This window comes from Streptomyces sp. CA189, from assembly GCF_056428985.1.
Map to the genome: position 1 here is coordinate 81923 of NZ_JBWJVM010000026.1, position 13049 is coordinate 94971.

At 73.0% G+C, this 13049-nt stretch carries 11 protein-coding genes and 2 tRNA genes; 3 read left to right on the forward strand and 10 right to left on the reverse strand.

All coding sequences use genetic code 11. The features are described 5' to 3' along the window. Nucleotides 1-77: transfer RNA gene (locus AC061S_RS20735), tRNA-Pro, on the reverse strand. 179 nt (nt 78-256) lie between these two features. Here AC061S_RS20735 and AC061S_RS20740 point away from each other — a divergent pair. Then, nucleotides 257-327 (forward strand) — tRNA-Gly (locus AC061S_RS20740). Nucleotides 328-397: 70 nt separating this feature from the next. Here AC061S_RS20740 and AC061S_RS20745 read toward each other — a convergent pair. From AC061S_RS20745 to AC061S_RS20775, 7 genes are all read right to left on the reverse strand, one after another. After that, nucleotides 398-727, reverse strand: a complete 330-nt coding sequence (locus AC061S_RS20745) for a hypothetical protein (RefSeq protein ID WP_478687440.1) — start codon at nt 725-727, stop codon at nt 398-400. Nucleotides 728-772: 45 nt separating this feature from the next. Beyond that, nucleotides 773-967, reverse strand: a complete 195-nt coding sequence (locus tag AC061S_RS20750) for a hypothetical protein (protein WP_250739483.1) — start codon at nt 965-967, stop codon at nt 773-775. A 130-nt stretch (nt 968-1097) separates the two neighbouring features. Further along, a complete protein-coding gene (locus AC061S_RS20755) occupies nt 1098-1553 on the reverse strand; it encodes an HD domain-containing protein (RefSeq protein ID WP_478687441.1) in 456 nt (151 codons plus the stop codon). After that, entirely contained in the window at nt 1550-2956 is a 1407-nt protein-coding gene (locus tag AC061S_RS20760) for a pyridoxal phosphate-dependent decarboxylase family protein (protein WP_478687442.1), read from the reverse strand. Before AC061S_RS20760 ends, AC061S_RS20755 begins: the two co-directional genes overlap by 4 nt. Before the next feature lie 314 nt (nt 2957-3270). Beyond that, nucleotides 3271-5667, reverse strand: coding sequence for an ABC transporter permease (locus AC061S_RS20765; protein ID WP_478687443.1), 2397 nt, complete (start codon nt 5665-5667; stop codon nt 3271-3273). 64 nt (nt 5668-5731) lie between these two features. Further along, nucleotides 5732-6622 (reverse strand): ABC transporter ATP-binding protein, encoded by an 891-nt coding sequence (locus tag AC061S_RS20770; RefSeq protein WP_478687444.1) that lies wholly within the window; start codon nt 6620-6622, stop codon nt 5732-5734. Between the two features lie 690 nt (nt 6623-7312). Beyond that, a complete protein-coding gene (locus tag AC061S_RS20775; RefSeq protein WP_478687445.1) occupies nt 7313-8458 on the reverse strand; it encodes a PP2C family protein-serine/threonine phosphatase in 1146 nt (381 codons plus the stop codon). Nucleotides 8459-8574: 116 nt separating this feature from the next. On the opposite strand from AC061S_RS20775, the gene AC061S_RS20780 reads away from it, so the two are divergent. Then, complete coding sequence (locus tag AC061S_RS20780) at nt 8575-9810, forward strand: GNAT family N-acetyltransferase (RefSeq protein ID WP_478687446.1); 1236 nt, start codon at nt 8575-8577, stop codon at nt 9808-9810. A 13-nt stretch (nt 9811-9823) separates the two neighbouring features. On the opposite strand, the gene AC061S_RS20785 is transcribed toward AC061S_RS20780, so the two are convergent. Together AC061S_RS20785 and AC061S_RS20790 are read right to left on the reverse strand one after the other, a co-directional pair. Continuing rightward, on the reverse strand, nt 9824-10630 hold the full coding sequence (locus AC061S_RS20785; RefSeq protein WP_478687447.1) for an Fpg/Nei family DNA glycosylase: 807 nt from the start codon (nt 10628-10630) through the stop codon (nt 9824-9826). A 92-nt stretch (nt 10631-10722) separates the two neighbouring features. Continuing rightward, nucleotides 10723-11208, reverse strand: coding sequence for a ribose-5-phosphate isomerase (locus AC061S_RS20790; protein WP_254383081.1), 486 nt, complete (start codon nt 11206-11208; stop codon nt 10723-10725). Between the two features lie 220 nt (nt 11209-11428). Between AC061S_RS20790 and AC061S_RS20795 the strand changes: the two genes are divergently transcribed. Then, nucleotides 11429-12868, forward strand: a complete 1440-nt coding sequence (locus tag AC061S_RS20795) for an amino acid permease (protein ID WP_478687448.1) — start codon at nt 11429-11431, stop codon at nt 12866-12868. The last annotated feature ends 181 nt before the right edge of the window (nt 12869-13049 follow it).

Genomic DNA, 13049 nt, shown 5'->3' on the forward strand with positions numbered 1-13049 from the left:
TGGTCGGGGTGGCCGGATTCGAACCGACGACCTTCCGCTCCCAAAGCGGACGCGCTACCAAGCTGCGCCACACCCCGTCGGTGCGACACGTAGGGTACATGCCCGAAGACCCTCCGCCGTGCGGAGTTTCGGCGAAAGACGCGCCCGGGCGCGGCCGCCACCCTCCGCGGGCGCGAAATAGACGTGTGCGATCCCCCGCCGGAACCCGCTAGGATGCTGTTCGTGCCACGGTCCCCGGACCTGGGTCACACGTACTGCGGGTGTAGCTCAATGGTAGAGCACTAGTCTTCCAAACTAGCTACGCGGGTTCGATTCCCGTCACCCGCTCAGAGACGCAAAGGGCCAGGTCAGAGGATGTTTCCTCGACCTGGCCCTTCGTCGTTTCCGGGGGCTGCGGTCACCGCCTTCGGCGGGCGTTGGCGCGTGGCACCATCGAGCGATGTTGACCGAGGAGGACGCCCGCCGGCTGGTGCTCGCCGAGATCGCGCGCGTGCGGGGCGGCGTCGAGTACGAGATCGGGATTCGCCGGGTCCAGCAGCTCTCGTTCGGATGGCTCTTCTTCTGGGGAGCGGTCGGTGACGGGTGGAGTGGGCAGCGACCTCGGCTGGGAGGCAACGGGCCCTTCCTGGTGGATCGTGAGAACGGTCGGCTGATCCGAACCGCTACCAGCGTGCCCGTGGCGCGTCAGATCGCGGACCATGAGCGCCGTCTTCGACATGAGATTCATGCCCGGAACGCGGCGGCGAAGAGGTCTGCGCCGGGTCGCTGCGGATCAGAGCTTGATGCCCGCGATCGTGTCCGCGAGGGAGTTCAGGAAGCGGTTGACGTCCGGGGCGATGGAGCTGGACGCGAGGAAGAAGCCGAAGAGGACCGCGACGATCGCGGGGCCGGCCTTGAGGTGGCCTCCGCGGACGAGCACCACGAGGATGATCGCCAACAGAACCACTACTGACAGCGAAATGGCCACTTCTGATCACACCTTCGGTCGTCCCCTGGTCGGCCCGGGGCACGGCCGTGCGCACCCCCACATGGTCCATCCTCCCACCAACGCGCCCCGGCTATCCGTCTCGTGACGAAGAGACAGTGGCGCTTTTGCGTCAGGGGGCGCTGAGACCCAGGAGGGAGCGGACATAGGCGTACTTCCCGGACAGTCTGTCGCGGGTGGGGGCGTCGAGGACCGCGAGGCGGGCGGGGTCCGCGTTGTGGGCCAGGTCGGCTTCCTTCACCAGGAGGGCGCCGGGGGTGGCAAGGATGCGGGCCGCGTACGCCTCGACCGGTTCGCCGGGGCGTTTGGTGACGGCCAGGACCATGTCCTTGACGGACTGCGGGAGTCCGGCCGATTCCAGCCAGTCCGGGGTGAGGGCTTCGTCCTCGATCGCGTCGTGGAGCCAGGCCGCCGCCTGCTGTTCGGCGGTGCCGCCGCGGGCGCGGACGCCCTCGGCGACGGCGGCGAGGTGTTCGGCGTACGGCCGGCCCGCCTTGTCGGTCTGGCCCTCGTGTGCGGCGCGGGCGAGGGACTCCACCTCGATGAGGGTGAGTGGGCCGTTGGTCATCCGAGCTCCTTCGCCGCCGTGTGGAGGGCCTGCGCGATCCGGCGTACGTCTGCTTGCGTGGTGCGCCAGTTGGAGAACGCCGCGCGCAGGGCGGGGGTTCCCGCGTACGTCGTGGGGGTGACGAACACCTCGGGTCCGGCGGCTTCGCGCAGGGCCGTGAGGCGGGCCGGGGTGGGCGACTGGGTGAGGGTGAAGCAGACGACGTTCAGGCGGACGGAGGCGAGGAGCGTGAAGTACGGGTCCTGCGTGAGGGTTTCGCCGAGCGAGTGGGCGCAGGCGATGTCCCGTTCCACGATCGCGCGGTGGCCCTCGCGGCCGTAGGCGCGCAGCGTGAACCAGGCGGCGAGGGCGCGCAGCCGGTGGGAGTTCTCCGGGGTGAGGTGCACCAGGTCGGGGTCCTCGGACAGGGGGCCGAGGTAGGTGGCGGCGTTCTGGAAGACGCGGGCCTGGAGGTCGCGGCGGCGGGTGAACTGGACGGCGCTGTCGTAGGGGACGTTGAGCCACTTGTGCAGGTCGACGCAGACCGAGTCGGAGGCGTCGAGGCCTTCGGTGAGGTGGGCGTGGGCTGGAGAGAGAGCGGCGAAGGCGCCGAAGGCGGCGTCCGTGTGCAGCCAGAAGTCGTGGCGTTCGCGGAGGGCGGCGATGGCGCGGAGGTCGTCGAAGTCCACGGTGTTGACGGTGCCGGCGTTGGCGACGACCACGGCGGGCCGGCCGGGCGCGTCGGCGAGGGCGCGGTCCAGGGCGGCCGGGTCGACGGCCTCGCGGCCGGGCAGCGTCGGTACGGGGACCAGGGCGGCGCGGCCGAGTCCGAGGACGGAGAGGGCCTTGGCGATGGAGGAGTGCGGGGCGCCGGAGAGGACGCGGACCGGGCCGAGCGCGGCCGCGCCGTCCTCGGCCGGGGAGACGCCGAGGCGTTCGCCGAGCCATTCGCGGGCGATGGCCAGGCCGGTGGTGTTGGACATGGTGGCGCCGCTGACGAAGGTGCCGGTGTGGGCGGCGGAGAGCTGGAAGAGCTCGCGGAGCCAGCTGACGGTTTCGCGTTCGAGGTCCTGGCCTCCGCCGTCCAGGGCGGAGTTGGAGTTCTGGTCGTGGACCGCGGTGAGCCAGTCGCCCGCGAGGGCGGCGGGGGTGGCGCCGCCGGTGACGAAGCCGAGGTAGCGGGGGCCGGCGGAGGCCGACAGGCGCGGCGCCCAGCGCTCCTCGAAGTCCGCGAGGGCGGCCTCGGTGCCGGCGCCGTGTCCGGGGAGCGGCGGGGTCGGCTCCGCCGGGTGGGGCGGTGCCGGTGCCGGTGCCGGTACGACGGGACGCGCGTCCAGTGCTGCGAGCGTCGCGGCGGCGGCGTCGCGGGTGGCGTCGAGGAGCTCGGGGAGGCGGGCCAGATCGGCGGCGAGGGTGCGGTCCATGAGGGCACGGTATGCGCCGCCCGGTCCGGGCGGACGGGCCAATCGGGAGCGAGTGGCCGATGTCGCCGCCGTGCCGCTGCGCGGGCGGGGCCGGCTGGACGGTGCCGCTGCCCGGGCCCGACCGGGAGCGCGGTGACGGCTCGGCGGCCGGAGCGGGTGTACGGCGTCGCCGCGCGTGGGGGCGGCCCTGCGGGGGGAAGTCCCCGACCCTCCCCCAGACTGCGTCCGGGGGGACCCCCGGTTCCACCGTTCTCCGGGCTCCGCCCGGACCCGCGCCTCAAACGCCGGCGAGGCTGCATGACGCTCGCCGCACGTCAGGGGCGGTTGAGGCGTAGGGCTCGGCGGGCCGGGAGGGTCGTGGCTGCCAGGGTCAGGGTGAGGGCGGCCGTCGCGAAGGAGGCGTAGAGGAGGGGCGGGATGTACGGGGCGGTGCCCGTCATCGCCTTCGTCAGGGGGGTCAGGGTGGCCAGGGCTATCGCGGAGCCGAGGGCGATGCCCGTGCCGCCGACCAGGAGGGCCTCCCAGTAGAGCATCCGCAGGATTTGGCGGCGGGTGGAGCCGATCAGGCGGAGCAGGTGGAGTTCGCGGCGGCGGTCCAGAACGGTCATGACCAGGGTGTTGGCGGCGGCGACGGCCGCGAAGCCGCCGAGGACGGCCGCCATGGTGGTGTTGGCCCAGGCGTTGAGCTGCCGGTCCACGCTCTGCTCGGAGGTCCAGGCGGCGGCGGACAGCACCGGGCCGAGTCCCTCGGGGGCCGGGCCGCGGACCAGGAGTTCCGTGGGGCGGCCGGCGGTGGTGTGGCCGGCCAGGTCGGTGGCGGGGAGGGTGACCTCGCCGAGGCCGAGGCCTCGGGTGTAGACGGCCACGATCTCGGGGGTGACGGGAGTCCCGTCGGGCAGCCGCAGCTCGATCCGGTCGCCCGTCTCGGTGTGGGTGGCCTCAGCCAGGGTGCGGTCGACGGCGACCGTGCCGGGGGCGAGCCGGGAGAGGTCCCCCGAACGGACGCCCAGGTCCTGGACCTTGGTGAGGTCCCCGGTGACGCCCTGCGCGGAGGCGGTGTGGAAGGTGCGGTCGCCGCCGGAGCCGACGATGGTGAGGACGGCGGTACGGGTGAGGGCGACGGCCCCGTCCGCGACCGCCCGGTCGACGGCCGCCGGGTCGACGGTCACCCCGTCGACGGCCACCCGGTCCGTGCCGCCGTGCGGGTCGGACCCGCCGATGGACACGACGTGGTCGGCCAGCAGTCCGGCCTCCTGCTGCTGCCGTACGGCCCGGTCCTCGCTGGTGTGGAGGAAGACCAGGGTGGAGGAGAAGGCCATGGCGAGCACGATCGGGGTGATGGCGGAGGCGAGACGGCGGGCGTGGGTACGGGAGTTGGCGGCGGCCAGCTCGCCGGACGCGCCGCCCGCGCGCAGCGGGAGCCCGAAGAGGGCGGCGCAGGCGCGGGCGATGAGCGGGCCGAGCAGGGCGACGGCGAGCATGAAGAGCATGACGACGCCGAGGGCGGCGTTGGCGGCGTCCGGGCCGCTGCTCGTGGCGGCCAGGGTCGCGCAGGCGGCTCCGCCGGCCAGCGCGGCGAGGCCGAGCGGGGTACGGATCCACCCGGGCCGCAGGCGTTCCACGGCGGCCGCGGCGAGGGCCCGGCCGGGGCGGATGCGCGCGGGGCGGCGGGATGCGGCCCAGCCGGCGATCAGGGCGGCGGCCAGTCCGAGAGCGACGGCGCTGACCAGCGGGATCCAGGAGACGACGAGGTCGATCCCGGCCGGGACGGCGCCCTTCGCCTTGAGCTGCCCGAACCACCAGGCGGCGAGCGCGATGCCGGGTACGCAGCCCAGTGCGCCCGCGACCGGCGCGACGAGGAGGGCTTCGGTGGCGACCGTACGGCGGATCTGGCGCGGGGTGGCTCCGACGGCGCGCAGCAGGGCGAACTCGCGGGAGCGCTGCCCGACGGAGAGGGCGACGGTGCCCGCGGCGGTGAAGACGGCGACGAGCGCGGCGATCCCGCCGAAGGAGCCGCCGAGGCCGGTCAGCGCCTCCTGGGCCCCCGCGAGCCCCGGGTCGAGCGCGCGGGCGTCTCCGGTCAGCACCTGGGCGCGGCCGTCGACGACGGCCCGGGCCCGCGCCGCGTCGGCCCCGAACAGCACGATGGCGTCGAGCGCCTCGGGGTGTCCGGACAGGGTGCGCGCCTCGGTGTCGGCGAACCACGCTCCCGCCCGGTCGGCGCGCCCGACGACCCGGAACTCCCGTGGCCCGGCGGGGGTGTCGAGCGTGACCCGGTCCGGGCCGTCGGCCCCGCCCAGGACGACTTCGCCCGGGCCGACCGGGGCACGGCCCGTGCGGAGCTCCGTAGGGCTGAAGGCGGTGGAGCCCCAGCCGGAGGCGTCGAGCGTGCGGCCCGCTCCGTCCCGTACGGGGAACAGCACGTCGGGCACCGCCCGCCCCAGCGGAGCCAGTCGCTCCAGCAGCGCGGCGTCCACCCGGGCCCGGTCCGGGAGCGGGGCGGTGACCTCGTAGGCGCCGTCGCCGCGGCCCATCCGCAGGCGGGCCTGCTGATCGGCGGCGACGACGACGGGGGCTTCGGCGTACCGCGTCGGCGGGGTGCTCGCGCGGGCCCCGGTCTCCAGCAGGATCCCGCAGGCGGAGACGATGCCGACGGCCAGGAACAGGGCGACGAAGGTGCCGGCGAAGGCGGCGGGCCGGAACCGGAGCACGGCGCGGGCCGGAACCGGAGCACGGCGCGGGCCAGGCCGTTGGAACGGGGGCGGAGCTGCGGCATCAGGCGACCGCCCCGGCGTACCGGGGCGCGGCGGGCGCGGGCGCGAGCGCGGTCAGCGCCGTCATGCGGGTGGCGATCGTGGCGGCGGAGCTGCGCGGGAGCCGGTCGGCGATGAGGCCGTCGGCGAGGAAGAGCACTTGGTCGGCGTGGGCGGCGGCGGCCGGGTCGTGGGTGACCATGACGACGGTGGCGCCGAGGGTGTCCACGGCGCTGCGGAGCAGGCCGAGGACCTCGGTGGCGGTGGTGGTGTCGAGGGCGCCGGTGGGCTCGTCGGCGAAGACCACGTCGGGGCGGGTGACCAGGGCGCGGGCGATGGCCACGCGCTGCTGCTGGCCGCCGGAGAGTTCGGCGGGGCGGCGGCGGCCCTTGCCCTCCAGGCCGACCCGAGCGAGCAGGTCGGCGGCGCGGACCTGGCCCTGGGAGGCGGTGCGGCCGCCGGCCAGGCGCATGGGGAGCAGGACGTTCTGCTCGACGGTGAGGGAGGGGAGGAGGTTGAAGGCCTGGAAGACGAAGCCGAGGCGGCTGCGGCGGAGTTCGGTGAGCTCGTTCTCGTTCATGCCGGTGATCTCGGTGCCGCCCAGGCGGACGGAGCCCTCGGTGGGGAGGTCCAGGCCGGCGGCGCACTGGAGGAACGTGGACTTGCCGGAGCCTGAGGGGCCCATCACCGCGGTGAAGCTGCCGCGGGGCAGGCTGAGGTCGATGCCGCGCAGGGCGTGTACGGCGGTGGCGCCTCTGCCGTACTGGCGGCGGACCGAGCGCAGCTCGACGGCGGCGGTGGTGTCGTGCGATGCCTCGGCCTGGCTGGGCCGGCCCGGCTGCCCGGGCTGCTGCGTGTGCTGCGTCTGCTGCGTCTGCTGCTCGGCCTGCCGCTTGCTGCGCCGGAGCCTCATGGTGTGCCGCCTTCCGTGCCCGGTGGTGATCGTGTCTCCGACGCTACGGAGGGCGGGCGGATCGCAACCATGGCGGAGGCAGGCGGACCGGTGGTGGGGTAAACCCGACTACCGGTCGGGGGGCGGGCGGTGCCGGCCACGGCGAGCGGTGCCCTGCGGGGCGAAGTCCCCTACCCGCCCTTCCACCGTTCCCCGGGCCAGCCCGGACCCGCGCCTCAAACGCCGGCGGGGCTGGATTTTGGCCGGCGCCGGATCGCGCATGTGCGCAGCACAGCGCGTGCAGCACAGCGTGCTGGATTGCCCGGAGGCAACTCCAGCCATCCCCAGCCCCGCCGGCGATTGAGGCGCGGGGGCCCGGGGGCTGGCCCCCGGCAACGGCGCCGCACACGGCAACGGGTCCGGGGCAGAGCCCCGGGGAACGGGCGAAGGGCGGGTAGGGGACCTCGCCCCCGCAGGGCCCAACCACCCGCACCCGCCCACCGGCCGCACGCCGGGACGGCAGTGGCGGCAACACCGACCCGCCACCGCCGGACGGAGTCCGGCGCAGCGCCGCGAAGCCCGGGAGGCCCGCTAGGGCCGAGCGGTGCGAGCGGCGCGTCGAAAAGGTGCCTGGCGCAGCGGCGCGAAGCCGGTAAGGCCCGCCAGGGCCGCACCGCGCGAGCGGCGCGTCAAAAGGGGAGTGGGGCGCGTTTAGTGGGCTGCGCGGCGGATGAGGAGGAGGGCTCGGTCGTCGTTGACGTCCTTGGCGACCTTTTCGATGAGGTGCCACGTCGCCCCCTCCCAGCCGGCGGCGACGTAGCGGTCGGCCTCGCCGGTGAGGCGGTCGATGCCCTCGCTGATCTCGCGCTCGGCCGTTTCGACCAGGCCGTCGGTGAAGAGCATCAGGACGTCGCCGGGGCGGAGGTTGCCGCGGGCGGGGGTGAATTCGGCGCCGTCGTAGACGCCGAGGAGCGGGCCCTCGCCGGTCATCTCCTGCCAGCGGCCGGTGCCGGCGGAGAGCTGGAGGGCGGGGAGGTGGCCCGCGGAGAGGAGTTCGTAGTCGCCGGTCTCCAGGTCCAGGACGAGGTGGATGGAGGTGGCGAAGCCCTCGTCCCAGTCCTGGCGGAGCAGGTAGCCGTTGGCTGCCGGCAGGAAGCCGTGTGGGGGGAGCGCCCCCAGGAGGCCGCCGAAGGCACCTGAGAGGAGGAGGGCGCGGGAGCCCGCTTCCATGCCCTTGCCGGAGACGTCGGTGAGGACGATCTCCAGGGTGCGGCCGCCGTTCGTGCGGGCGGCGACGACGAAGTCGCCGGAGAAGGACTGCCCGCCGGCCGGACGCAGGGCCATCTCCCGGTGCCAGCCGCGCGGCAGGGAGGGCAGCTTGCTCTGGACCCGGATGCGTTCGCGCAGGTCGAAGAGCATGGTGCCGCCGCGCCGCCAGGGCACGCCGACGCGGCTGCGGAACTGGGCGATGACGAGGCCGAAGAAGCCGCAGGCGGCGACGACCAGGACCGTGCCGGGGGTGACCCGGGCGGGTCCCTGGGTGTACGGGCCGAGGACGAGGGCCTCGACGATGAGCGCGGCCGCGGAGGCCGCGTACAGGGCGAGCAGGCTGGCGGGGCGCAGCAGCAGGCCGCCGGCGACGATCGGCAGGACGAGCGCGGCGGGCGAGAACCACACGGGCAGCATCAGCGTGCCGAAGGCGATGGCCGGGATGGTCAGGAGCAGGCCGCCGAAGGCGAGCCAGTCGGAGGCGTCGCCGCGGAAGTAGTCGACGGCGGATTTGCGCAGGGCGGTGCGTGCCCGGTGCCACATCATGCGGGTCCGGGCCAGGAGGGACTCCACGTGTGCTCCGGCCATTGCTTCGGGACCCTATCCATCCTGGCTGTGCGCGCGCAGGGGTACCCCCTGAGATGGGCCCATCGGCGACCGAAAAGAGATCGACCGGGACGGATTGCCCTGATAGGGATGGCCGTATGCCTCTTGAGACGCGCGTATTGCAGGCTGATGAGTGGGATGTCTGGTACGACCAACTGGAACTGGCGTTCGGCGGGGTGCCCGAATCCCCCGAGGAGCGGGAGCTCTACAGGTCGCTGACGGAGCCGGAGCGCTCCCTCGGCGTCTGGGACGGCGGGACCTGCGTCGGCTCGGCCGGGGCCTTCTCCTTCCGGCTCTCCGTGCCGGGCGGGACGCTCGTCCCCGCCGCCGGGGTCACGATGGTGGGCGTCTCCCCGACGCACCGCAGGCGGGGTGTGCTGACTTCCCTGATGCGCCGCCAATTGAACGACCTCCGCGCGGGTGGTGAACCGGTCGCCGTGCTGACGGCCTCGGATCCGGCGATCTACGGGCGCTTCGGCTACGGCACCGCCGCGTACTCGATGTCGGTGGAGATCGACAAGACCCGCGTACGGCTCTCCGTGCCACCGGGGACCGACGGCGTACGGCTGCGGCTGGTCGATCCGCGCAAGGCCCTGGCCGACTGCGAGCGGGTCTACGCGGCGCTGGTCGCGGGTCGGCCCGGGATGCCGGCCCGGCAGCCGGGCTGGGAGCTGCAGGCGCTGCTGGACCCGGAGTCCTCTCGGGGCGGCGGGTCGCCGCTGAAGTGCGTGGTCGCGGAGCGGGCGGACGGCGAGGTGGTCGGGTACGCCCGCTACCGGGTCAAGCCCGAGTGGGACCTGACCGGATCGGACGGCCGGGTGGACGTGGCGGACCTCGACGCGCTCGACCCGGCGGTGTACGCGGCGCTGTGGCGGTACGTGTGCTCCATCGACCTGACCTGGACCGTACGGGCCGTCAAGCGGCCGGCGGACGATGCGGTGCTGCACCTGGTCACCGATGTCCGGCGGACGCGGGTGCGGCTGCGCGACTCGATGCACGTACGGCTCGTGGACCTGCCGGAGGCGCTGGCCGTGCGGGGCTACGGGGCTCCGCTGGACGTGGTGCTGGAGGTGGAGGACGCGTTCTGCCCGTGGAACGCGGGGCGCTGGCGGCTGACCGCCGGCGCGGACGGGGCCGCGAGCTGTACCCGGACGGAGGACCCGGCCGACCTGGAGCTGTCGGTACGGGAGCTGGGCGCGGCGTACCTGGGCGGGGTCACCCTGAACTCGCTGGCCGCTGCGGGGCTGGTGCGCGAGGTGCGGCCGGGCTCGCTGGCCCGTACCTCCCGCGCCTTCGCGGGAGACGTCGCCCCTTGGCTGCCGCACGGGTTCTAGCCGCAGCGGCCGGCTAGCGGGCCTGGCACCCCGGGCACCAGAAGAGGTTGCGGGCGGCGAGACCGGCGGTGCGGATCTCGCCCCCGCAGATGTGGCAGGACATGGCGGCCCTGCGGTAGACGTACACCTCGCCGCCGTGGTCGTCCACCCTCGGCGGGCGGCCCATGGCCTCGGGCAGGTGCTCGTCCCGGACGGTGTCGATGCGGTTGTTGCGCACGCCCTCGCGCATCAGCAGGACGAGGTCGGCCCAGATCGCGTCCCACTCGCGGCGGGTGAGGTCCTTGCCCGGGCGGTAGGGGTCGATGCCGTGCCGGAAGAGGACCTCGGCGCGGTAGACGTTGCCGACGCCGGAGACGATCTTCTGGTCCATCAGCAGGGCGGCCACGGTGGTGCGGGAGCGGGAGATCCGGGCCCAGGCGCGGTCGGGGTCGTCGGCGGGGCGCAGCGGGTCCGGGCCGAGCCGGTCGTGTATCGCCTTCTTCTCGCCCTCGCCGATGAGCGCGCACGCGGTGGGGCCGCGCAGGTCGGCGTAGTGGTCCTCGTTCAGCAGCCGGAGCCGGACCGTTTCTGTGGCGGGCGGGGCCGGTGCGGGGCCGAAGCCGAGTTTCCCGAAGAGGCCGAGGTGGATGTGGATCCAGGCGTCGCCGAGTTCGAGGAACAGGTGCTTGCCGTGTGCCTCGGCGGATTCCAGCTCGCGGCCGTCGAGCAGGGCCGCGCTCTCGGCGAACCGGCCCTGCGGACTGCTCACCCGGACCGGCCGGGCGGCGAAGCGCTCGGTGTGGTCCTCGGCGAGGCGGTGGATCGTATGCCCCTCGGGCACGGCGGCACTCCTCGGCAAAGCGGACGGAAAAGCGGACGGGAAAAGAAAAACCGGCCGCGCCGCCCGTGGAGGCGCCGCGGCCGGACGTGGGATCAGCCCTGCGGGTGGTGGGCCGGGATCGGGGGGAGCTCGCCGGTGGCCTCGTAGGCGGAGAGCATGTCGATCCGGCGGGTGTGGCGCTCCTCGTCGGAGTACGGGGTCTTCAGGAACGCGTCGATGAAGCTGACGACCTCGTCCTGGGTGTGCATGCGGCCGCCGACGGAGATGACGTTGGCGTTGTTGTGCTCACGGCCGAGCTCGGCGGTCTGGACGCTCCACGCGAGGATGGCGCGGATGCCCTTGACCTTGTTCGCGGCGATCTGCTCGCCGTTGCCGGAGCCGCCGATCACGATGCCGAGGCTGCCGGCGTCCGCGGCGGTCTTCTCCGCGGCGCGGAGGCAGAACGGCGGGTAGTCGTCCACCGCGTCATAGATGTGGGGCCCGCAGTCGACGGGCTCGTGGCCGTTGTTCTTGAGCCAGTCCACCAGGTGGTTCTTGAGCTCAAAGCCGGCATGGTCGGATCCGAGGTACACGCGCATGGTCCGAGTGTGGCACGAGCCGGACCGGGGACCCGCCGCGGGGTGTCGCGTAAGTCACTTCTAAAGCTCAAGTAAACCCAAAGAACGCAGATGGGACACCGCGGGACCAAGGTCCTGGACGTTCGTCCCTGCGCAGCGATCCGGATTGGGGTCTTCCGCCCTCCGTTCATCTCGGGTTTGAATGCCGGGGCTCGCCACCCGAGAACCTAAGGATCCGTTCATGAGTTCCACGACGACCCTTCAGAAGGAAGGCGGCCCCACCGGCAATCCCGGTGAAGGCCAGCCCTCCGACGGCCTGAAGGCCGGTCTCAAGAACCGCCACCTGTCCATGATCGCCATCGGCGGCGTCATCGGCGCCGGGCTCTTCGTCGGCTCCGGCGGCGGTATCGCCAAGACCGGTCCCGCCATCCTGCTGTCCTACGCGCTGGTCGGCGCGATGGTCGTCTTCGTGATGCGGATGCTGGGCGAGATGGCTGCCGCCAGCCCGAACTCCGGCTCCTTCTCCGCGTACGCCGACCGGGCGCTCGGCCGCTGGGCCGGTTTCTCCATCGGCTGGCTGTACTGGTTCTTCTGGGTCGTCGTCCTGGCCGTGGAGGCCACCGCCGGCGCCGTCATCCTCGAAAGCTGGATCCCGGCCGTCCCGCAGTGGGCCTGGGCGCTCATCGTGATGGCCGTGCTGACGGTCACCAACCTCGGCTCGGTCGCCTCGTACGGCGAGTTCGAGTTCTGGTTCGCCGGCATCAAGGTGGTCGCGATCAGCGGCTTCGTGATCATCGGCATGCTGGCCGTCTTCGGCGTGCTGCCGGGCTCGGACAACCCGGGTGCGGGCTTCGCCCACCTCACCGACACGGGCGGCTTCATGCCGAACGGCTGGGGCTCGGTCCTCACCGGTGTGCTGATGGTCGTCTTCTCCTTCATGGGCAGCGAGATCGTCACGCTGGCCGCCGGCGAGTCCGAGGACCCGCGCCGCGCGGTCACCAAGGCCACCAACTCGGTGATCTGGCGCATCGGCGTCTTCTACTTGGGCTCGATCTTCATCGTGCTGACGCTGCTGCCGTGGAACGACTCGTCGATCGTCGAGAAGGGCTCGTACGTCGCCGCCCTGGACTCGATCGGCATCGCGCACGCCGGCCAGATCATGAACGTGATCGTCCTGACGGCCGTGCTGTCCTGCCTGAACTCGGGCCTGTACACCGCCTCCCGCATGGCCTTCTCGCTCGGCGAGCGCGGTGACGCCCCGAAGGCCTTCGCCAAGGTGAACAAGAAGGGCGTGCCGACGGCCGCGATCCTCGGCTCGGTCGTCTTCGGCTTCCTCGCCGTCTACTTCAACTACGCCTTCAAGGACACGGTCTTCAGCTTCCTGCTGAACGCCTCGGGCGCGATCGCGCTGTTCGTGTGGCTGGTCATCTGCCTGACCCAGCTGCGGATGCGCGGGATCCTCATGCGCGAGGCCCCGGAGAAGGTGACGGTGAAGATGTGGTTCTTCCCGTACCTGACCTGGGCCACCGCCGCGATGATCACCTTCGTCCTCGGCTACATGGTCTACGACAAGGACAACCGCGAGATCGTCCTGCTGTCGCTGCTGGTCGCGGCCGTGGTGATCGCGATCGGCGTGGCGCGCCAGCTCCGCCGCAAGGCCGCTCTGAAGGCCTCCGCGTAGTACGTCCTCACGGACCCAGTACCCCGAAGACGGCGGAAGCCCCGGACCGCGCTGGGCGGTTTCTAGGGATCGTCGCAACACGTGATCGTTTGTGTTAGGCGGCGAGTAGTTTATGCAGGCGCTCGGCTGGGGTTTCCCAGCCGAGCGTTTTGCGTGGTCGGCCGTTGAGTTCGGCGGCGAC

Coding starts and splice junctions, on each gene's coding strand:
- AC061S_RS20745 (WP_478687440.1), bottom strand. CDS start 727: ATGAATCTCATGTCGAAGACGGCGCTCATGGTCCGCGATCTGACGCGC.
- AC061S_RS20755 (WP_478687441.1), bottom strand. CDS start 1,553: ATGACCAACGGCCCACTCACCCTCATCGAGGTGGAGTCCCTCGCCCGC.
- AC061S_RS20760 (WP_478687442.1), bottom strand. CDS start 2,956: ATGGACCGCACCCTCGCCGCCGATCTGGCCCGCCTCCCCGAGCTCCTC.
- AC061S_RS20770 (WP_478687444.1), bottom strand. CDS start 6,622: ATGAGGCTCCGGCGCAGCAAGCGGCAGGCCGAGCAGCAGACGCAGCAG.
- AC061S_RS20775 (WP_478687445.1), bottom strand. CDS start 8,458: ATGGCCGGAGCACACGTGGAGTCCCTCCTGGCCCGGACCCGCATGATG.
- AC061S_RS20780 (WP_478687446.1), top strand. CDS start 8,575: ATGCCTCTTGAGACGCGCGTATTGCAGGCTGATGAGTGGGATGTCTGG.
- AC061S_RS20790 (WP_254383081.1), bottom strand. CDS start 11,208: ATGCGCGTGTACCTCGGATCCGACCATGCCGGCTTTGAGCTCAAGAAC.
- AC061S_RS20795 (WP_478687448.1), top strand. CDS start 11,429: ATGAGTTCCACGACGACCCTTCAGAAGGAAGGCGGCCCCACCGGCAAT.